At 38.0% G+C, this 20,520-nt stretch carries 17 protein-coding genes; 10 read left to right on the top strand and 7 right to left on the bottom strand.

What is annotated here, in order from left to right:
* Positions 1-23: 23 nt before the first annotated feature.
* Together BTO23_RS06630 and BTO23_RS06625 are read right to left on the bottom strand one after the other, a co-directional pair.
* Positions 24-2,471, bottom strand: a complete 2,448-nt coding sequence (locus BTO23_RS06630) for an ATP-binding response regulator (protein ID WP_105063210.1) — start codon at positions 2,469-2,471, stop codon at positions 24-26.
* Between the two features lie 9 nt (positions 2,472-2,480).
* Positions 2,481-3,626 carry an acyl-homoserine-lactone synthase gene (locus tag BTO23_RS06625; protein WP_105063209.1) on the bottom strand — a complete coding sequence of 382 codons (1,146 nt, stop codon included), beginning with the start codon at positions 3,624-3,626 and terminating at the stop codon, positions 2,481-2,483.
* A gap of 329 nt (positions 3,627-3,955) precedes the next feature.
* Here BTO23_RS06625 and rluB point away from each other — a divergent pair, with 329 nt between their 5' ends.
* The gene (gene rluB, locus BTO23_RS06620) at positions 3,956-5,035 is read left to right on the top strand and encodes a 23S rRNA pseudouridine(2605) synthase RluB (RefSeq protein WP_060990668.1); all 1,080 of its coding nucleotides are present in this window, start codon (positions 3,956-3,958) and stop codon (positions 5,033-5,035) included.
* A 133-nt stretch (positions 5,036-5,168) separates the two neighbouring features.
* Here the strand turns inward: rluB and BTO23_RS06615 are convergent, their stop codons facing one another.
* The gene (locus tag BTO23_RS06615) at positions 5,169-5,909 is read right to left on the bottom strand and encodes a YciK family oxidoreductase (protein ID WP_061002118.1); all 741 of its coding nucleotides are present in this window, start codon (positions 5,907-5,909) and stop codon (positions 5,169-5,171) included.
* A 162-nt stretch (positions 5,910-6,071) separates the two neighbouring features.
* Between BTO23_RS06615 and sohB the strand changes: the two genes are divergently transcribed.
* The gene (gene sohB, locus BTO23_RS06610) at positions 6,072-7,133 is read left to right on the top strand and encodes a protease SohB (protein ID WP_061002120.1); all 1,062 of its coding nucleotides are present in this window, start codon (positions 6,072-6,074) and stop codon (positions 7,131-7,133) included.
* A 72-nt stretch (positions 7,134-7,205) separates the two neighbouring features.
* On the opposite strand, the gene BTO23_RS06605 is transcribed toward sohB, so the two are convergent.
* Positions 7,206-7,451, bottom strand: a complete 246-nt coding sequence (locus BTO23_RS06605; RefSeq protein WP_105063208.1) for a YciN family protein — start codon at positions 7,449-7,451, stop codon at positions 7,206-7,208.
* A 388-nt stretch (positions 7,452-7,839) separates the two neighbouring features.
* Between BTO23_RS06605 and topA the strand changes: the two genes are divergently transcribed.
* The 4 genes from topA (at position 7,840) to BTO23_RS06585 (ending at position 13,899) form a co-directional block, all read left to right on the top strand.
* Positions 7,840-10,479 carry a type I DNA topoisomerase gene (gene topA, locus BTO23_RS06600; protein ID WP_060990672.1) on the top strand — a complete coding sequence of 880 codons (2,640 nt, stop codon included), beginning with the start codon at positions 7,840-7,842 and terminating at the stop codon, positions 10,477-10,479.
* A gap of 197 nt (positions 10,480-10,676) precedes the next feature.
* Entirely contained in the window at positions 10,677-12,095 is a 1,419-nt protein-coding gene (locus tag BTO23_RS06595) for an SLC13 family permease (protein ID WP_105063526.1), read from the top strand.
* A gap of 3 nt (positions 12,096-12,098) precedes the next feature.
* Entirely contained in the window at positions 12,099-13,439 is a 1,341-nt protein-coding gene (locus tag BTO23_RS06590) for an ATP-binding protein (RefSeq protein ID WP_061028442.1), read from the top strand.
* The gene (locus tag BTO23_RS06585) at positions 13,426-13,899 is read left to right on the top strand and encodes a response regulator (RefSeq protein WP_105063207.1); all 474 of its coding nucleotides are present in this window, start codon (positions 13,426-13,428) and stop codon (positions 13,897-13,899) included. Before BTO23_RS06590 ends, BTO23_RS06585 begins: the two co-directional genes overlap by 14 nt.
* A gap of 59 nt (positions 13,900-13,958) precedes the next feature.
* On the opposite strand, the gene BTO23_RS06580 is transcribed toward BTO23_RS06585, so the two are convergent.
* Positions 13,959-14,954, bottom strand: coding sequence for a 2-hydroxyacid dehydrogenase (locus BTO23_RS06580; RefSeq protein ID WP_061002123.1), 996 nt, complete (start codon positions 14,952-14,954; stop codon positions 13,959-13,961).
* A 246-nt stretch (positions 14,955-15,200) separates the two neighbouring features.
* On the opposite strand from BTO23_RS06580, the gene BTO23_RS06575 reads away from it, so the two are divergent.
* Positions 15,201-16,904 carry a phospho-sugar mutase gene (locus tag BTO23_RS06575; RefSeq protein ID WP_105063206.1) on the top strand — a complete coding sequence of 568 codons (1,704 nt, stop codon included), beginning with the start codon at positions 15,201-15,203 and terminating at the stop codon, positions 16,902-16,904.
* 69 nt (positions 16,905-16,973) lie between these two features.
* On the opposite strand, the gene BTO23_RS06570 is transcribed toward BTO23_RS06575, so the two are convergent.
* Positions 16,974-17,612, bottom strand: coding sequence for a LysE family translocator (locus BTO23_RS06570; protein ID WP_105063205.1), 639 nt, complete (start codon positions 17,610-17,612; stop codon positions 16,974-16,976).
* A gap of 223 nt (positions 17,613-17,835) precedes the next feature.
* On the opposite strand from BTO23_RS06570, the gene BTO23_RS06565 reads away from it, so the two are divergent.
* The 3 genes from BTO23_RS06565 (at position 17,836) to BTO23_RS06555 (ending at position 19,773) form a co-directional block, all read left to right on the top strand.
* On the top strand, positions 17,836-18,669 hold the full coding sequence (locus tag BTO23_RS06565; protein ID WP_211295923.1) for an AraC family transcriptional regulator: 834 nt from the start codon (positions 17,836-17,838) through the stop codon (positions 18,667-18,669).
* A 73-nt stretch (positions 18,670-18,742) separates the two neighbouring features.
* Positions 18,743-19,456 carry an AzlC family ABC transporter permease gene (locus BTO23_RS06560; RefSeq protein WP_061028453.1) on the top strand — a complete coding sequence of 238 codons (714 nt, stop codon included), beginning with the start codon at positions 18,743-18,745 and terminating at the stop codon, positions 19,454-19,456.
* Positions 19,453-19,773 carry an AzlD domain-containing protein gene (locus BTO23_RS06555; RefSeq protein WP_105063203.1) on the top strand — a complete coding sequence of 107 codons (321 nt, stop codon included), beginning with the start codon at positions 19,453-19,455 and terminating at the stop codon, positions 19,771-19,773. The genes BTO23_RS06560 and BTO23_RS06555 overlap by 4 nt, the downstream gene beginning before the upstream one ends.
* A gap of 20 nt (positions 19,774-19,793) precedes the next feature.
* On the opposite strand, the gene BTO23_RS06550 is transcribed toward BTO23_RS06555, so the two are convergent.
* Complete coding sequence (locus BTO23_RS06550; protein WP_060990681.1) at positions 19,794-20,408, bottom strand: fumarylacetoacetate hydrolase family protein; 615 nt, start codon at positions 20,406-20,408, stop codon at positions 19,794-19,796.
* Positions 20,409-20,520 lie beyond the last annotated feature (112 nt).

Genomic DNA, 20,520 nt, shown 5'->3' with positions numbered 1-20,520 from the left:
TAGCCAGCAATGTCTGGCTATTTTTATATCCATTGTTCTAAGGTCTCTACTAATTGTGACTTAATTATAGGTTTTGTTAAATAGCCATCCATTATTGCTATTATTTTAGCTAATTCCTCCTCTGAAGATTCACCAGTTAAAGCAACTATAGGGATTAATGGGTGTGTCCTTTTAATTTGTGTTGCAGCATCAACTCCATTCATTACTGGCATACGTGAATCCATAAAAATAAGGTCAATATGAGTATTGCTGACAATATCAATGGCTTCTAATCCATTCTCTGCTTCAATAATGGTAAGATTATCTCCTGCAATAAAAGTTTGAATTAGCATTCGTTGTATTTTCTTATCATCAACGACAAGTATTGTTTTAATCGTATTATTCCCGACGTTTAAGCTTTTTAGTGTGTTTTTATTTTCAGTTAGGGCTGTAGTATTAATTGTATACTCAATGTTGTCTTTAACACTTGGAAAGCTTAATACAAATTCTGTAAATTCACCTTTCTGTGAATAACATGCAATATTACCTCCAAAAGAGTGCATTACTCGTAAGCAGTAAGAAAGACCTAAACCACTGCCACCTTCTTTGTTATGAGTAAAAAAATCATCAAATATATGAGGTAAAACAGATGAATCTATACCTGGACCTGAATCTCTAAAGCTGAGTGTATTAGAGGTATTTCCTTGAGTTAATTTAATCAGTATTGTACTGCTTGAATCCTCAAAATAATGAATAGCATTACGTAATAAATTAAAGAGTATAAACCCATAAAGAGTGTCATTAACATGAATGGTGAAATCCTGTTTAAGGTCGATATTTATTCGATCTCTAACAGCATCTGATTCAAATGCGTACTCATCAATAAATTGCTTAGTTAATGCTGATATAGAGTAGTTTCGAAATAATGAATTATTAATCTCTGAATTTTTGGCTTCACTTAATATGATATCAATGAGCTGTGCACCACGTTGAATGGCCAGTTTTCCTTGTCGTAATTCATTATCTATATTTGTTTCTTTAGAGTGAGCCCCTATGCGTTCAAAGTGATATTGAAGCTGTGACAGCGGGTTTCTCATCTCGTGAGCAATTGAGTTTGCGAGAGCTTGGGACTGCTGTACTTTTCTTTCACTTTCAATGTAGCCTTGTACTTTAGTTAGAACCCATTGAATCGCGGTGATTTCTTCATTTGAAAAAGTAGAGCCATTACGCTTATCTGGGGAAATCAATAAATGTGAGATGAGTTTATTCTCACCAAAAATAGGTAAGATTAATGCAGTGTTATGCGTGTGCATTTCTTTTTGAACTTGGTGTAGTGCCGAGTTCTTTAATTCAGGAGCATAATGAAGTTGGTAGTCTAATTCATCTTTAACTAATGCTGAATTAGAATGGTTTAGATGTGGAATAAAAATATTATAATTAGTGTTCTTTCCAACGAGCAATAACTCTTCTTGTGGTGTATCTAATAACTCAGCCAGTTTCGTTATCGCTTTTTGACTTGAATATTTAAATTCATCAGCAATATCATATATTTTTTCTACTGATGTTTTCTTACTTCTATATATTAACAGGCTAGAGAGTATTTTGGTTTTATTAAGAGTGCGTTTCCATAATAAACCGATAGAAATACCAAAACCTATAAATAATAAATTAAAGGTTAAATCTGTTGTATACAGTATTAATATTGGTGTTAGGTAAATGGCAGCATTCATTGCATAAGCTAGCATCCAATAAAAAATGTACTTTAAACTGTAAAGACGATGATAGGTTAAAGTATAACCTATTAATAGTGCTTCCGTTATTGATAGCATTGGTGGTAGCCATGTATAAGAGAAATCATTCCAGATCATAGGGATAACTATCTGCGAGGCGATAGTTGAAAACATATAAGTAAAAATGCCTACTAGTAAATAAACAGATTTTTCTTTATTTAATCGGATACTACTTTTTCTAAGTTTGAAGAAGTTTATGATTGTAAGGATGATAAAAAGAAACGCGTTGAGAAAAAATAACGGAGCTAATGGGCCGAATTTAATTGTAAATACACTTGGCGCAATAATATCAACACCAATAACAGTTTGATTAGGGATCATATTGAGCGTAATCGCTACTGCAGTAGTAATAGCAATTAACCAAAGTTGCCATGGATTTAGTCGCTTATCTTGGGCTTTGGAGGCAAGGTGACAAGAAAACACGTAGGCAAAAGCAAAAGCAAGATAAGAGGTCATATTGGCAATAATTGCCATTACTATAGCTATGTTTTCACCAAACTTTATTAATAGTGAAGATTGGAAGTAAGCGTTACTTAATATCCATAAAACAATAAATACAGCATAAAGGACGTATGAGAAGTAAATCTTAGTGTTAACTTTTGTCCGCTCTTTATAGTGAGAGCGGACAAAGAAGCCAACCCAAAGCAATATAGTTGCACTGGTTAGTAGTAATAAATAAACTTTAGGTAAGGCTAGGTGCATTTATAGAACTCAATTATGTCGTGATAGTTTTCTTAACCCAATAATCTTAACATTGTACTCTTTAAAATTATATTGATTAAAAGCATCTGTTGCATTGTTAAGGAGCCAAATCCCTTTATAAGTAACAACCCCATTTTTATTTATATCTTGTGCGCTAGTGAAAAGATAAGGTGATGACATTGGTGCTTCAAGGTTCATTGATTGGTAGAACAACACCATCGCTGGTTTCTCTATGATGGTAAAAACCACCTCACGTCCACTCTGTTTCAATGCGTTGGCTAGTCCTTTTTGAGCCAAATATAAATGAAAATTTGCTTTTGATTTATTTCCACTGACGGTCAGTCTGATCGCTTCACATACTTTCTTGCTATCTACGATAGATGAAAAAAGATGATTTTCAATATCATTTGATGATTTATTGCTTAAGTGAGTGTCATCTAGTTTGATTAAACCTTTAGTTGCTTGTTGTAAGTTCGATACTGTGTGGGGTTGATGAATTGATTGCCATTTTTCATTTTGGAAAAAATCATTAAAAAATAACCATTCGTTAGATACATGTGGTGAATTAATTAATGCGGAAGAGATGATACTAGGGTAGGCGTTTCCTTCATCAAGTTGGTACAAAATATAGTGTTCTCCTTTTGATGAGATATCAAGCAGCGTTAACATCTCATACCATTGATGCTCTTTAATAAATGTTGCGATGTTAATCAGTACAATGGCATCTGAAAGTAAGAGAGGTTGTTCACTAAAGTTAGTGTGAAATAGGCGAGTATCTAGTGCGATATCTGGAACGATTTCATAGCAGTAATGTTCGTTTATTGTCTGAGTACTGTAGGTGTTTAAATTATTATTAGTATATTCTTTGGCTGAACGTACAGAATTTTGAATTGTTCGGAATATTTCAAATTCTGTCCAACATGATAATAAGCAACCGAAGGTATTTTGTGCTGATTTTTCAATGATGAAGTAATGAGGTGGGAGGTTTTTACTGGGGTGTTTTCCTATGATATCTTGAGCTTCTTTTGTTGAAAATAAAGCGTTTAAATTACCAGAGCTTGGGGCGTTTAGTTTGGCCAAAATTGTTTCTTTTCTATCTTCAATAATACTCTGTAATAGTTTGGGCTTATTGACTTCTTGACAGTATAAATACAATGTTTTTATAAAATGATCTCGTTGGTTTTTTTTGTGCTATTTCATTCTTAGAGTTAGATAAAAAAGAGTGAAATAAATAGTTAACATTTTTCATTTTGATTCCCTTGTTTAATGATAAAAAATGCTGAGATATATTCAGCACTTTAATTATATGGGAAATCATTCTATGTGATATTTTTTTGCTTAATTTTTTACCATTCATCACAACCTTATTGTATAATCAGCGTCCATAGAATTCGAAAGTGATTGAGAATGATGCCTTTTTTTGGTTAGGTTCTTGATTAATAAAGCTAATTGACGCCTGTGAAGGCGACATAATAAGGTAAAAAATGAGCGAAAAATTACAGAAAGTATTAGCACGAGCAGGTCTTGGTTCTCGTCGTGAGTTAGAAACGATGATTCAAGCTAATCGTGTTAGTGTTGATGGTCAGATAGCAAAACTGGGTGATCGCCTAGAAAATGTTGATTCAAGAATTCGTATTGATGGCCATGTTGTATCGGTAAAAGAGTCTACTGATGTTATCTGTCGTGTTCTTGCTTACCATAAGCCAGAAGGCGAACTGTGTACACGTCACGACCCAGAAGGTCGTCGTACTGTTTTTGACCGTTTACCAAAAATTAAAGATTCTCGTTGGGTATCGGTTGGTCGTCTAGATGCTAACACGGCTGGTCTTTTGTTATTTACAACTGATGGTGAGCTAGCAAACCGCTTAATGCACCCAAGTCGTAAAGTTGAACGTGAATACATGTGTCGTGTATTTGGTGAAATCAACGATAAGATGGTTAAAAACCTAGTTTCAGGTGTAAAACTGGAAGATGGTGAAGCGCGTTTTGAAGATGTAATGTACGCAGGCGGCGAAGGTATGAACCATACTTTCTACGTTGTAATTAATGAAGGTCGTAACCGTGAGGTTCGTCGTTTATGGGATTCTCAAGGCGTAACAGTAAGTCGTCTAAAACGTGTTCGTTACGGTGATATCTTCTTAGAAAAAGCGCTACCTCGTGGCGGTTGGATGGAACTTGAGCTTAAAGAAGTTAACTACTTACGTGATATGGTTGAATTACCACACGAAAAAGAAAGTTTATTAGATGTCGATAAGCAATCACGTAAACGTGCTAAATCAAAATCTCAAAAGATCCGTCGCGCAGTTAAGCGTCATGATGAGCGCACAACTGATGATCGTACAGCTGTACCTGCTGGCCGTCGTGGTCGTAACAACAAGAAACCAGTAGGCAGTTCATTACCATCAGCAAAACGTAATACAACTGGTGATGCTAAACCAGCAGGTAAACCTACGGGTAAGCCAAGCGGTAAAGGTAAAAAACCTTCTGCAACCGGTGTGAAACCAATCAGAACTAAGTTTTCTCCAAATGGTAAAGCACCAAAATCAGCACCAAGACAACGTTAAGTTTACTCGTTGACTCTAAATAAGAAATTAGATAAATAAAAAGGGTTGAAGCCATACGGTTTCAACCCTTTTTTTATTCTTTCTGTATTTATGCCAATTTCAGCAATAAATAAGTCATTTAATTGATTTGATATTATTTTGGCTGCGCATCAATACATTGGCCATTGACTGTAATGCTTTCTGGAGCCATTAAGTAAACGTATAGCGGCATAATATCTTTTGGTGTTTTAAGTAAGCTAATGTCTTCAGCAGGGAAGGCTTGTGCACGCATGCGTGTATGAGTGCCACCAGGGTTAATAGCATTAACCTTCACCGATGTACCTTCCATTTCATGCGCTAATGTTTGCATCATACCTTCAGTTGCAAATTTTGAGATAGCATAAGCTCCCCAAAAAGCACGACCTTGATGACCAACCGTAGATGTTGTAAAGATAATACGAGCATCATTTGATTGTTGTAACGCGGGTAATAGGGCTTGAGTCATTAAAAATTGCGCCTTGACGTTAATCTGCATGACTTCATCAAAAATAGCTTCTTCAAATTGCTCAAAAGGACTTAACATGCCTAATAAGCCCGCATTATGTAATAGGCCATCGAGTTGACCAAATTGACTCTGAATGGTCTCTGCCATATCAACATAATGTTGTTTTGTTGCTCCTTTTAAATCTAAAGGAACAATAGCAGGAGTAGGGTAACCTGCTGCTTCAATCTCATCGTAAACTGCTTCTAATTTAGCCACTGTGCGGCCTAAAAGAATTACGGTTGCACCATGTTGAGCATAATGCAATGCGGCTTGTTTACCAATGCCATCACCGGCGCCGGTCACTAGAATTATTTTATTTTTTAATGTGTCAGCTGAAACCTGATAGTCCACTCTGTAATCCTTGTATTTCAACGTTCACCGTAAAGTCATACTGTTTTTTTTACAGTATATTGGTGTAAAAACACGCATTTAGTGCGAATTTTTATCATAAGGTGAATTAACTTTGGGTTAAGTTAGGTACAATACACGAAACATACTTAAGAGGGTATTACATTGGAATTTTTGTTTGATTACGGTCTCTTTTTAGCAAAGATAGCAACAGTGGTTGTTTCTATTATTGCCATTTTAGTGGTAGCTAAAGCGGTTAGTGGAAAATCAGCAGGTGCAAAAGGCGAGTTAGAAGTTTCTAATTTAACAGAGCAATATAAAGATACAGTGGCTGAGTTAGAGCATCATTTATTTGATGATGCAGAATTAAAAGCACGGGCAAAAGCTGAGAAAAAAGCAAATAAAGAAGCTGATAAAGCAAAACAAAAAGAAGTTAAGCAAGCTGCTAAATCAGGGGAATTAGAGCTGAAGCGTGACGCTCGCTTATTTGTTCTTGATTTTAAAGGCAGCATTGATGCTAAAGAAGTTGCAGCATTACGTGAAGAAGTTTCAGCAATTTTAGCTATTTCAGTTGAGGGTGATGAGGTTCTTTTACGTCTTGAAAGTGGTGGTGGTATGGTTCATGGTTATGGGCTGGCGTCATCACAATTAGATCGTTTACGTGATGCTAATATTAAGCTAACAGTTTCCGTCGATAAAGTAGCCGCTTCTGGTGGTTATATGATGGCTTGTATTGGTGAAAAGATCATTGCAGCCCCATTTGCTATTGTTGGTTCTATTGGTGTTGTAGCACAGTTGCCAAACTTTAGTAAGTTATTGAAGAAAAACGATATTGAGTTTGAACAACTGACGGCTGGTGAATACAAGCGTACGTTAACTATGTTTGGTGAAAACAGCGATAAAGCACGTGAAAAATTTCAGTTAGAGTTGGAAGAAACGCACGTACTATTTAAAGACTTTATTCACGAACACCGCGCTGAATTAGACCTTGAAAAAGTAGCAACTGGCGAGCATTGGTTTGGTAAGCAAGCATTAGAATTAGGCTTGATAGATGCCATTCAAACTTCGGATGATTACGTAACACAAGCATGTAAAAATCGCGAAGTACTGGCAATTCATTATGTACAAAAGAAAAAGTTGAGTGATAAAATCGCAGGAGTTGCAGGTCAATCTGCAGAGAATGTTTTTATGCGTTTAATTAGCAAGGGTCAGCGACCGATTGTTTAATTTTGTATAGATGACTTATAATAAAAAAGGCTGAATTATTCAGCCTTTTTTATTATTTGGATTTATCAAAAATTACTTAACAGTAAACTTCTTTGATAACTGATGAGCAAGGTATTTAAACATATTAAATACAGCCGTTGTTTTTTCAGTAGGTAAACCTTGAACAGATAAAAAGTATTCACCTTTAAACACGAGTACTTCATCTTTTTCTTCTACGCTCGTTGCACGCATACCTTCAACATAGTTTTCGTGATCTTGAATGATTTGATTGGCGATTAACAGTAAATCAGCCTCAGAAATGGATTTTTTATCGCTCATACGTCACTCATTTTTTGCCATATAAAAGAGGAATTTTAAGCATAAAGACTTAAAAATACAATTGATGTAAATCATGATGATTAAAATAAATGACTAAGAAATAATTGTGAGCAACTGCAAGATATTGAATTAACTTTTTGAGCTATTAGTCAGTAAATGTTAATAGATTCGACCGAAATGAGAACGCTTGAAAAAGTATCAAGTGATAATTACATCTACTTAACAACTGTCCAAAGCGCGACCATTTAGAAGCAATTGTAAAAAAAGAGGTTGACGTGATGGCATCCTCCCTCAATAGTAATATATAGATAAAAGTTCAATTTATAGCTGTGGATATTGTTTTTTTCGACAGTTTTGTATTTCAGCACGAGGACGTTAGTGAGACATTATGGGTAAATCTCTAGTTATCGTGGAGTCACCAGCCAAAGCAAAAACAATTAATAAATACCTTGGCAAAGACTTCATCGTAAAATCCAGTGTAGGTCACGTTCGTGATTTGCCTATGGGTTCGACAAGCACCGGAAAGAAAACGGCGGCAGCGTCAACCAAAGGTATGAGTGTTGAAGATAAAGCACGCATTAAGAAAGAAAGAGACAAGAAGAATCTGATCAATAAAATGGGTATTGACCCATATAATGATTGGGCGGCGAATTACCAAATTCTTCCTGGCAAAGAAAAAGTCGTCGCTGAATTACAAAAACTGGCTGAAAACGCAGATACTATTTATCTCGCAACCGATTTGGACCGTGAAGGGGAAGCTATTGCGTGGCACCTTCGCGAGATCATCGGTGGTGATGATTCACGCTATAAACGAGTAGTTTTTAACGAAATTACAAAAAATGCGATTCAACAAGCGTTCGAAACTCCTGGCGAATTAAGCATGCCAGGTGTGAATGCACAACAAGCACGTCGTTTCTTAGACCGTGTTGTTGGTTTCATGGCATCTCCATTATTGTGGAAAAAAGTGGCTCGCGGTTTATCTGCTGGCCGTGTTCAATCAGTTGCTGTGAAGGTACTGGTAGAACGTGAACGTGAAATTAATGCGTTTATCCCTGAAGAGTTTTGGGATATTCATGCGGATACACTGACAGCGGGTAAAGAAAATTTCCGTTTGCAGGTTGCTCAACGTAATGGTTCTGCTTTTAAGCCTCTTAATGAAGTTGATACACAAGCGGCAGTAAGCATTCTTGAGAAAGCGGAATACGAAGTTTGTAAGCGTGAAGATCGTCCTACGAAAAGTAAGCCATCTGCACCATTCATTACTTCAACATTGCAGCAAGCGGCAAGTACTCGCTTAGGCTACGGTGTGAAAAAGACTATGATGCTAGCTCAGCGCCTCTATGAGGGTGGTTACATCACTTACATGCGTACTGATTCAACTAACTTGAGTAAAGAAGCTGTAGAGACGTTACGTGAGTTTATTGGTTCTGAGTATGGCGAGAACTATTTACCAGCAGCCCCAATTATTTATGGAAGCAAAGAAGGCGCACAAGAAGCTCACGAAGCTATTCGTCCTTCAAGCGTAGAAGTGAAAGTTGATGACCTGCAAGGTATGGAAGCGGACGCTCATAAACTTTACAACCTCATTTGGAATCAATTTGTGGCGTGCCAAATGACACCAGCACAATACGATTCAACCACATTGAGCGTAAAAGCCGATGAATTTACCCTAAAAGCGAAAGGTCGTATCCTGAAGTTTGATGGTTGGACTCGTGTGCAACGTCCAATGGGTAAAAATGAAGATCAATTACTTCCAGCGGTTCAACTTGGCGATAAGCTAAAATTAGAACAGCTTGATCCAAAACAACACTTTACTAAGCCACCAGCGCGTTTCACAGAAGCTGCATTGGTTAAAGAACTTGAGAAAAAAGGCATTGGTCGTCCATCAACTTATGCATCTATCATCTCAACAATTCAAGACCGTGGTTATGTTCGTGTTGAAAGTCGTCGTTTCTATGCAGAAAAAATGGGTGAAATCGTTACAGACCGCTTAAATCAATCGTTTGATGATTTAATGGATTACGATTTTACTGCTCGTATGGAAGGCAACTTAGATAAAATCGCAGAAGGTGATAAAGATTGGAAAGATGTGCTTAATGCTTTCTTCCAAGATTTCACTGACGATATTGCTAAAGCTGAGCTTGATGAATCAGAAGGCGGTATGTCACCAAATAATATCGTAGAAACTGATATTAAGTGTCCTACTTGTAGCCGTAATATGGGTATTCGTACTGCATCAACTGGGGTGTTTCTTGGATGCTCTGGTTACGCATTACCACCAAAAGAACGTTGTAAGACAACCATTAACTTAGGCAATGAAGAGGGCATTATAAATGTTCTTGAAGAAGACGTAGAAACTGCCGCATTGCGCGCGAAGAAACGTTGTCCTAAGTGTGAAACCGCTATGGACCCTTACCTGATTGACCAAGATCGTAAGCTTCATGTTTGTGGTAATAACCCGAACTGTGAAGGCTACATTGTTGAGAAAGGTGAGTTCCAACTTAAAGGCTATGATGGACCGATTGTCGAATGTGACAAATGTGGTTCAGATATGGAGCTTAAAAATGGTCGCTTTGGTAAATATATGGATTGTACGAGCGAGACGTGTAAAAACACTCGTAAGATCCTGAGAAATGGCGAAGTTGCGCCACCAAAAGAAGATCCTGTTCATCTTCCGGAATTGGAATGTGAAAAGTCAGATGCGTACTTTGTACTACGTGATGGCGCATCAGGTTTATTCTTGGCAGCAAGTACCTTCCCTAAATCGCGTGAAACACGAGCGCCATTAGTGGAAGAGTTAGTTCGTTTTAAAGATCGCTTGTCTCCTAAGTTTACTTACTTAACGGAAGCGCCAACACATGATCCAGATGGTAAACCTGCAGTAGTTCGCTTTAGTCGTAAAACGAAAGAAAACTACGTTCGTACTGAAAATGATGGTAAGCCATCAGGTTGGACTGGTTTATACATCGACGGAAAATGGGCAATTACAGATAAACGTAAAAAGCCAAAAGCTGAGAAAGAGTCTTAATTATTAAAGCATTATAATCAGACTGAATGATGAGAGCTGCAGAGATGTAGCTCTTTTTTTATGATACAAGTGTCACAAAATTATATATTTGTTCTTATTTTGAAATAATGATTGATCTAACACGTTATACCGAATGATTGGTTAAGGAGATAATTCTTGTTATTACCCCTTATTGTTCTATGGAAGTCGGTAGCGTTATGCGTCAATACATGAAGTATTTAATCCCAACAATTATCCCACTCATCATTCTTTTGATGCCTTTGTCTGCTTTCCCTTTTGAGGGTATGACGATCATTCAGCAGCGTGTCATCGCTATCTTTTTATTGGCAGCACTGTGCTGGGTATTTGAGCCAATTCCAATTTACGCAACCTCAGTAGTCATTATTGTTTTAGAACTTTTAATGGTTTCTGATAAAGGGTTTATCTTATTTAAGATGAATCAAGACGCTCCTCATTTTGGAGAACTGTTAAATTACAGTGACATCATGGCAACCTTTGCCAGTCCGATAATTATGCTGTTCTTAGGTGGATTCTTCCTCGCAATGGCGGCAACAAAATATCGATTAGATGTCAACTTAGCGAGAGTATTACTAAAACCATTTGGGACAGATCCAAAATTTGTAATGTTGGGTTTGATGTTGATCACTGGTATTTTCTCGATGTTCATGTCTAATACCGCGACAACAGCGATGATGTTATCCATTTTAACGCCAGTTATTGCCGTATTTGGTCCAAAAGATCCGGGTCGCGTTGCGTTTGCGTTGTGTATCCCAATTGCCGCAAACATTGGTGGTATTGGAACCCCAATTGGAACCCCGCCAAATGCGATCGCACTAAAATATTTAGTGGGAGATAACTTAATTACTTTTGGTGAATGGATGGTATTTGGGGTGCCATTTGTGATTGTAATGATGGCTCTTGCTTGGTTTTTAATTACTTATTTGTATCCAGCAAAGCAAACTACAATGAATTTGGATATCAAAGGTAAGTTCTTAAAAACACCAAAAGCGATCACCGTTTATATCACCTTCGCAGGTACGATCTTATTGTGGTTAATGGGATCAAGTCACGGCATGAACTCATATACAGTTGCTCTTATTCCAGTTGCTGTTTTCTCTATTACAGGGATTATCAATAAAGAAGATCTTAAGAAAATTTCATGGGATGTTCTATGGTTAGTATCGGGTGGTATTGCGCTTGGTTTAGCTTTAGATAAGACAGGCTTAGCTAAATTAGTGGTTCATAGTATTCCATTTGATGCTTACTCACCTTACGTGGTTTTATTTGGTGCGGCTTTCTTATGTTTAATCATGGCAAACTTCATGTCGCATACGGCAACCGCTAACTTATTGATGCCGATCATGGCAGCGTTAGGTACCTCTATGACGTCATTGACACCGCTTGGCGGAGAGTTAACGCTTATCTTAATCGTAACGTTTGCTGCTTCACTAGGCATGTCATTACCAATCAGTACGCCACCAAATGCGTTAGCACACGCTACTGGGAATGTAGAAAGCAGCCAAATGGCGAAAACAGGCGTAATCTTAGGGGTAATAGGGGTTTTATTAAGTTTTGTTATGGTATGGGTTCTTCACACTGTTGGTCATATTGGATAGCTTATGAATCAAGAGAAATTACAACGTTTGATTGATGCGTACTTTAGTCAACCCGAGCGAAGAGTCGTAATTCCTGCGGGAGAGACGATTTTAGAGCAAGGGGCTGATAATGACCGTCTCTATTACGTTTGTTCTGGAGAATTGGAAGGGTTTTATTTAGAAGAAAACGGTGAGAACCAAGTTAAAGTATTTAGCGCTTCTGAAGGTGCTTTTATTGGAGTACACAGTTTTTTCTCAGAGACCTTAATAGCTTCATCAACCGTGGTAAGTAAAACAGAAAGTGAATTAAGTTGGATTGACTCAAAAACAACTGCGATTGAGTTAGAGCGTTACGGCCCTTTAACGGCTCAATTTACACCAATTATTGTTAATGAACTTTCTCGTCGACAACGCAGAGCAATGCATGAATCTATTGAAAAAGAAAAAGCATTACAAAAGCTATATTCAGCAGAGCAGATGACAACGTTAGGACAGCTAGCGGCGGGAATTGCACATGAACTCAATAATGCAGTAGGCGTATTAAGCAGTAAAACAGAGCGGCTTCAGTCTATTATTTTAGAGCTGCTTGAAGAGATACATCCGGAAGCGAGTAGTTTTGTCGATCAAGGATTAATCCACGGGCAAAACATCAGCTCTTCTGAAGTAAGAAAGCGAGGGCGAGAGCTTGAAGTGAGTTACGGTATTGATAGAGATACTGCTCGTGAATTGGCAAGAGCTGTTCCAGAAGGTGAGCTTTCTCAATTTTGGCTTAAAAGTCCAGAGCAAGCGGTAAGATATTGGAACATAGGACGAGATCTGCATGATATGCGTTTGGCTGCAAGGCACTCTGTTGGGATTGTTCGTTCAGTTAAACAGCTAGGTCGAACAGATATTGATACCGATGAAATATTAGATGTAAATGACAGTATCAATAAAGCCTTAGTGCTATTGCAGAGTGATTTACGCCGTGTTTCTGTGCATTTAAGCCCAGCGGCAATGCCTATGGTGAAAGCCTCAGCAACAGAGCTTGTGCAGATATGGGCTAATATTATTAAGAATGCCAGTGATGCGATGGAGAAGGTACAAGAACCAGAGATTGAGATCTCTACCAGAGTATCAAACCGTTTTGTCCTAGTCACTATTGCCAATAATGGCCCCGAAATTGATGAAGCGACAAGACGTAAAATATTTCAGCCTAACTTTACGACTAAAAAAGGCGGACTCTCTTTTGGGTTAGGGTTAGGGTTAGCGATTGTGAAACGGATCTTGAGTGGATACGGTGGCTCAATTGCCGTAAAAAGCAATCAGGACAAAACTATTTTTAGAATTAAATTGCCAGTGGAGGACGGTCATGGAAAAGCTTAATCTGATTTGTGTAGACGATCAAAGGGAAGTGCTGAGTGCCGTTTTGCAAGATCTCGCGCCACTAAAGTCATGGATCAATATTGAAGAGTGTGAATCGGCAGACGAAGCATTAGACTTAATGGATGAATTGGACAGTGAAGGTGGATACATTGCATTAGTGTTATCTGATCATGTGATGCCGGGTAAAAGTGGTGTGGAGTTATTAACCGATGTGTCTCACGACTACCGCTTCTTAAGAACCAAGAAGGTACTTCTAACGGGTCAAGCAACTCATCAAGATACCATCATTGCTATTAATCGAGCTCGTATTGAAAGCTATATTGAAAAACCATGGAACGCAGATGAATTAAGAGCATTAGTCACTCGTTTGGTGACCGAGTTTGTGTTTGATAAAGGGCTTGAATATACCGATTATCAAGAATACCTTGATCAACAAGTGGTATTAAACCGACTACGATAATCTCGTATTTTTACTATAACTCCCTCATGCACTATTTTTACATAAGGGAGTTATCATAATTATGCTTGGATCAATTCATTACCAGACGCATCACCTTTAATAAACGCATCAATACTTCCTAATGTCGTAGCGGCAATATTTTCTAATGCTTCGTCTGTTAAGAATGCTTGGTGTCCAGTAAAGAGAACGTTATGACAAGCAGATAAACGGCGGAATACATCATCAGTAATTATGTCGTTTGATTTGTCTTGGAAGAACAATTCTTTTTCATGATCATAAACATCCAACCCAAGTGCCCCAATTTTTCCTGCTTTTAATGCTTCAATAGCATTGGCTGAATTGAGCAATCCACCTCTACTTGTATTGATGATCATCACGCCATCTTTCATTTTCTCAAATGAGTCAGTATCTAGTAAGTGTGTATTTTCAGATGTTAATGGGCAATGTAATGTGATCACATCTGAATGGGTGAAAATATCATCCAAGGTCGTATATTTAACGCCTAAATCAATAGCAACTTGGCTTGGGTATGGATCATAACAAAGGATCTCCATCCCTAATCCCTTCAAAATACGCATAGTTGCAAGGCCTATTTTACCTGAGCCGATAACCCCTACCGTTTTTCCAAAGAAATTAAAGCCAGTTAATCCCTCTAGAGAGAAATTTGCATCACGAGTTCGTTGGTATGCCTTATGAAAACGGCGATTAAGGCACATCATCATTCCAACTGCGTGTTCAGCGATTGCTTCTGGTGAATAAGCAGGAACACGAACTACTTGTAGCCCTAGCTTTTTTGCTGCATCCAGATCAACACGATCAAAACCAGCACAACGCATTGCGATTAATTTGGTGCCTTGTGAGGCAAGTTTAGTTAACACTGGTTCAGATAGATCATCATTAACGAAAGCACAAATAACGTCGGCACCATTGGCGATGGGTGCTGTACTTTCTGTTAGCTGAAAGTTGAAATACTGACACTCAAATTGATACTTCTCATTAATTCGACTAAAAGAAGATTCATCGTAAGATTTGGTACTGAACATGGCAATCTTCATATAATATCCTTACAAATAAATAGGTTATATTAATTTTACTCTTTTTCTACTCTACCACTTATTAACATAAAAATAAGGGTAAAATGAGAGATAGTTGCTTTTTGTATTATGTGAGTAAAGATAGTTACGTATCAGAGCTATAATTTGTTCATATTTAATTTTACATCTAGTTTAGCGATTGCGTTCATGTAATTGATAATAAATATCATTTAGAATCGAAGTATATTCAGTAAAGAGGTTTTCATTATGATGCAGCAAATAACAGAATGGCTAACGAGAGATCCAGATCCAAAAACACGTGAAGAACTTCAATGCATTGTTGATAGTAATAATGTCTCTGAATTAGAAGATCGTTTTTCTTCTCGTCTGCAATTTGGTACTGCAGGGTTGCGTGGCATGGTAGGTGCTGGGCCGAACCGAATGAATCGACTCGTGATCCAAGAGACAGCAACAGGCTTAGGTCATTACTTAATTGAACACATTACAAATGCAAGCCAAAGAGGGGTTGTGATTGGTTATGATGGTCGCACTGACTCTCAGCAATTTGCTCATGATACCGCCAGTGTATTAACCGCATTAGGTATTAAGGTGTTCTTAACAACCAAAGTAGCAGCGACACCTATTGTGGCTTATGGGATCAAGAAGTTTAATGCAGCCGGAGCCGTAGTGGTTACTGCAAGCCACAACCCACCAGAATATAATGGTTTTAAAGTATATTGGGAGAATGGGGCGCAAATTATTCCACCGCATGATTCTGGTATTGCTAATGAGATAGATATTGCTGCGACTAAGCCTATTCCGTTGATGTCTTTGAGTGATGCTGAAGGACGAGGGCTGTTAGTGTTGTTGGATGATGAATATTATCAAAGCTACCGCGATGCAATGAATAGTAATCCACTGCTTTCAAATCATACTAACCCATCAGCCATTTCGATTGCCTATACCGCAATGCATGGTGTGGGTGCTGATATGGCAGAGACCTTATTACGTGATGCTGGATTTAATCATGTGGTGAGCGTGGCAGAACAAAGAGAGCCAGATGGTACTTTTCCTACTGTAAATTTCCCTAATCCAGAAGAAAAAGGTGCGATGGATATGGTGATTGCACTGGCCGATTCAGTACAGGCTGAACTTGCTTGTGCTAATGACCCCGATGCGGATCGCTTTGCTCTTGCTGCGAGAAAAATAGACGGTAGTTATCAGATGTTAACAGGAGATCAAGTTGGTATCTTGTTTGGACATTATTTATTGAAACACACGGATGCCACTAAGCAGCTGGTCGGTAATACGATTGTGTCTTCTCGTTTGCTAAAGAAAATTGCAGAAGCAAAAGGTGCAGAGTATTTTCAGACGCTGACTGGTTTTAAGTGGCTGACTAACGTTGCAATGCAAAAACAGAGTGATGAGAAGCAATTTCTTTTTGCTTATGAAGAAGCGCTTGGTTATACCGTTGGTAGCGAAGTGTGGGATAAAGATGGGTTATCTGCTTTAGTTGCCTTTGCTCAATTAGCGGCAGAGCTTTCAACGCAAGGTAAGAGTGTTTGGGATGAATTAGAGTTGATTTATCGCACTCATGGTTTATATGTAAATGCGCAACAAAGCATTGCACTAGCTCCTAATTCTCCACCAATTGGGGATAAATTAAGAGCGGATCCGCCAACACAGATTGCCGGCGTTAACATTAGCGTGACTGAAGATTTGAAGGCATCATTACGTTACTTATCTGATGGATCAACAGAATCCATCGATTTACCTGCGAGTGATGTGCTGATTTATCACCTAGAAGATGAATCTCGTATAATAGTTCGTCCTTCAGGAACTGAGCCAAAACTGAAATGTTATTATGAGATGGTAACAGAGGTAGCTCCAACTGATGATTATGCGGAGACTCAAATAAAAGCAAATGCAGCAATGACTCGATTGATTAGCGAGCATCAAAAAAGTTTATAATATTTAGGCGTAAATATAAAAACGGTGAGCTATGAGGCTCACCGTTTTCATTTGTACTCTAAAGTGAAATTAAAACGACATCACAAAAGAACTTAGCATCCACAACGCAAGAATGATAAAAATCCCGCCCATGAATTTATGTTGATACGTTCTGAATTTCACGTTATTGATTAGCGACTTTCCAAGTGTTCCCACTAAAGCGACTAAGATTAAGTTAAACACTAAGCCAAGAACGTTAAGCAATAAGCCAAGCACCAACATTTGCTCGCCAGAGGTTGCTGCTATATTGGTAGAAACAAACTGTGGCAAAAACATCACAAAGAAAACTAATGCTTTAGGATTTAATAGATTACTGACTAAAGCACGTTGGTAAAACGTGGTCGCCATTGTTGAACCTTGTTGTAATTCTGGTGCTTCATCTGCTTTTGCTCGAATACAATCCCAACCCATTTTTAATAAGTAGGCACCACCAACGAGATGTAATGCTTTTAAAGCAATAGGGCTCATAGCAATCAATGCAGATACGCCTAAAGCAGCAAGCAAAGTTAAAATAATGCCAGAGGTCGCATTACCTAAGCTGGCAAATAAACCGACTTTACGGCCATAACTCATGCTTGAGCTTGCAATCAACAGCATATCAGGGCCAGGTAATAAAAGTAGGGCGATAACAGCAGTTAAGTAAACAGGAAGAATAGTAATATCAATCATTATTTTATTTTGAATTATAAATCAAGGGGCGGATTTTATAGTAGTGAAGGGGTAAGATCCATGATTAAAAAGTCGCCTAGTGATATAAAGTCGATACATTAAAAAATATAGATATTATTGTTAATAAGATTGAAAAAATAATAATGCGCAATTTTGTACAAAAGAAATGAGAGGGCTTACTATATACTTTAGTAAATAGGTCTAAATGTGTTCATGATGAATGATGTCTAATGAGAAAGTAAAAAAGGAAATAGCACACTACCAAGTAGCAGAAGAGCTTGGGGGGCTTGAAATATTAAATGCTGATTATGAAAAGCAGACTTTCTCACGTCACAGTCATGAAGGGTATACCATTGGAGTGATTGAACGTGGTGCGCAAAATTTTTATCGCACTGGGGGGAATCATACCGCACCGCAAGACAGCATTATCTTAATTAATGCTGATGATATACACAGCGGGCATTCTGCAACTGATGGTGGTTGGGGGTATAAAGCGATGTATCCTTTACCTGAGCAATTAGAAAGTTTAAGCAGGGAATTGAGCTGTGGGCAGGTTGGAGCCCCTTATTTTGCCGAGCCTGTGGTTTATGATCCAGAATTAGCGAACCAATTGAGGCTAGTGTTCACCATGCTGGAACAATCGGATAATCGTTTATTAAGAGAAACCTTAGTTTATGGCGTTTTAGTTAAACTCATGTGTAAGCACAGTAAAATGCGTTATACAGATGGAGCTATCTCTAAAGCTCAAAAACCACTGTATTTAATAAAAGAATTCTTAGACGATTTCCCTCAAGCAGATGTTTCTCTTGAAGATCTATCACGACTTAGTCACTTGAGTGCTTACCACCTAGTTAGATCATTTCAAAAAGCGTTTGGCCTTCCTCCACACAGTTATCAAATTCAATCTCGTTTACGCATGGCTCGTAAGCTTCTTAAACAAGGGCATACTTTGTCTGATACTGCCCAGGAAACGGGATTTCACGATCAAAGTCATTTACATCGTCACTTTAAAAAAGCGATGGGTATTACTCCAGGGCAATACCTCAAACTTTTTTAAGCAAGTTTGTACAATCTTAGGTAAAGGAATACAGCTCTAATATAGGCTGATTTGATTTAATAAAGAGTCGTTTATGGATATAAATACCGCCGCACAGCCTTGTTCAAATTCTCGTCTTTTTTGGCAAGGAACATTAGCGATGATCCCACTTAGCATCGCAGTATTACCATGGGGGTTATTAGCAGGTTCATTTGCTATTGATGTAGGTCTAACCCCTTTTGAAGGTCAAGCTATGTCAGCAATTTTGTTTGCAGGTTCAGCACAGTTAGTCGCAATGGGGATGATCAAAACAGGCGCAGGGTTAACAACTATGTTGCTGACTACGTTTTTTATTACCTCGCGTCATTTTTTATATAGTGTCTCGATGAGAGATAAAATCAGTCCATTACCACTTCGCTGGCGTTTATCTCTTGGCTTTTTATTAACCGATGAATTGTTTGCTGTATGTGGACACCAATCAGAAAAACAATTTAATCGTTGGTACGCATTAGGTGCAGGATTCAGTTTCTATTTCTTTTGGAATGCAGCAACTTTAGCCGGAATTGTTGCGGGTAGTTATATTCCCTCATTAAATGAGCTTGGATTAGAGTTTGCGGTGGCAGCGACTTTTATTGCCATTGTTGTACCTACCATTAAAAATAACCCAGTATTGGTATCTGTTATTAGTGCCTTAATCTTATCTGTCACACTGACGTATTTTTCAGTTGAAGGTAGTTTAATGATAGCGAGTATTGGCGGTATGGTCGCAGGGTATTTAACAGAGACATTAAGAGGGAAAAGAGGATGATTTTCATATCAATTTTAGCAATGACGGCGTTAGTGTTTTTAAGCCGTTACCTGTTTTTAGAACCCAAATTACCCCTTAGATTAAACACTCAAACTCAGAGATTATTAAGCTATTCAAGCCCCGCGGTCTTAACTGCAATTTGGGCTCCGATTGTATTTATGCCTGAAAATGAATTATCGCTTTCTGGGTCGAATCCATATTTATGGGCAGCATTAACTGCAGCTCTGATTGCATGGAAAACAAAGAATGTGCTACTGACAACGATTATCAGCATGATCGTATTCTTAGTGCTTAACTTATGGGTATTTTCAGCATAGGGTTAAGGGGGTGGGTGGTGTTATCTTGCTACCCACTCAGCTTCAATCAGTGTTTTTCCATCTAGCTTTAAGCGACTAAGAAAAATATCACCCATATGAATTTCTCCAACACCTTGAGGTGTACCTGTCATGATGACATCACCGTCATACAATTGGGTGTAGGATTTTAAATCGGCAAGGATGGTTTCTGGTGAGTAAATCATCTGACTTACTTGTCCGCATTGGACTCTCATACTATTAATGAATAGCTCAATTTGAAGTTGATTAATGTCGATACCATCAAGAGGGATAAAACGGCTAAATACCGCAGAGCCATCAAATGCTTTTGCTCGCTCCCAAGGAAGTCCTTTGCTTTTTAGTTCAGACTGTAAATCTCGTTTGGTTAAATCAAAACCGATCGCAACGCCAGATAGCTGTTCTTTTTCAATCAGAAAACAGATCTCTACTTCATAATGTAGACGCTCTTGGTGAAAAGCTGAAAGTGTAGAAGTAATACATGAGTTCGGTTTATTAAATACCACCATTTGTTCTGGTATCGTATTATTTAATTCATTAATGTGGGCAACGTAATTGCGACCAATACACAATAATTTAGATGGAGTGATTAGCTTCTCTCCAAAACGAACCGAATTCATTTTCCTATCCTTGGTTTTAATAACGACGAATTGTTGAGTTTACCTGAAGTTGTTATTTTACAATCGAACTCTGTTGAGTTTTTAGTCAAAAATCAGATCTCTAGCTCAACTA

Source organism: Aliivibrio sifiae (genome assembly GCF_002954715.1).
Classification (GTDB): Bacteria; Pseudomonadota; Gammaproteobacteria; order Enterobacterales; family Vibrionaceae; genus Aliivibrio; species Aliivibrio sifiae.
The sequence above is the reverse complement of the archived record's forward strand: the minus strand, read 5'-3'. Positions and strand labels throughout refer to the sequence as shown.

What these genes read in the sequence shown, in the direction of transcription:
- BTO23_RS06630 (WP_105063210.1), bottom strand. Translation starts at nt 2,471, where the DNA reads ATGCACCTAGCCTTACCTAAAGTTTATTTATTACTACTAACCAGTGCA.
- topA (WP_060990672.1), top strand. Translation starts at nt 7,840, where the DNA reads ATGGGTAAATCTCTAGTTATCGTGGAGTCACCAGCCAAAGCAAAAACA.
- BTO23_RS06555 (WP_105063203.1), top strand. Translation starts at nt 19,453, where the DNA reads ATGATTTTCATATCAATTTTAGCAATGACGGCGTTAGTGTTTTTAAGC.
- BTO23_RS06585 (WP_105063207.1), top strand. Translation starts at nt 13,426, where the DNA reads ATGGAAAAGCTTAATCTGATTTGTGTAGACGATCAAAGGGAAGTGCTG.
- BTO23_RS06575 (WP_105063206.1), top strand. Translation starts at nt 15,201, where the DNA reads ATGATGCAGCAAATAACAGAATGGCTAACGAGAGATCCAGATCCAAAA.
- BTO23_RS06565 (WP_211295923.1), top strand. Translation starts at nt 17,836, where the DNA reads ATGTCTAATGAGAAAGTAAAAAAGGAAATAGCACACTACCAAGTAGCA.
- BTO23_RS06590 (WP_061028442.1), top strand. Translation starts at nt 12,099, where the DNA reads ATGAATCAAGAGAAATTACAACGTTTGATTGATGCGTACTTTAGTCAA.
- BTO23_RS06570 (WP_105063205.1), bottom strand. Translation starts at nt 17,612, where the DNA reads ATGATTGATATTACTATTCTTCCTGTTTACTTAACTGCTGTTATCGCC.
- BTO23_RS06560 (WP_061028453.1), top strand. Translation starts at nt 18,743, where the DNA reads ATGGATATAAATACCGCCGCACAGCCTTGTTCAAATTCTCGTCTTTTT.
- BTO23_RS06550 (WP_060990681.1), bottom strand. Translation starts at nt 20,408, where the DNA reads ATGAATTCGGTTCGTTTTGGAGAGAAGCTAATCACTCCATCTAAATTA.
- rluB (WP_060990668.1), top strand. Translation starts at nt 3,956, where the DNA reads ATGAGCGAAAAATTACAGAAAGTATTAGCACGAGCAGGTCTTGGTTCT.
- BTO23_RS06595 (WP_105063526.1), top strand. Translation starts at nt 10,677, where the DNA reads ATGCGTCAATACATGAAGTATTTAATCCCAACAATTATCCCACTCATC.
- BTO23_RS06580 (WP_061002123.1), bottom strand. Translation starts at nt 14,954, where the DNA reads ATGAAGATTGCCATGTTCAGTACCAAATCTTACGATGAATCTTCTTTT.
- BTO23_RS06605 (WP_105063208.1), bottom strand. Translation starts at nt 7,451, where the DNA reads ATGAGCGATAAAAAATCCATTTCTGAGGCTGATTTACTGTTAATCGCC.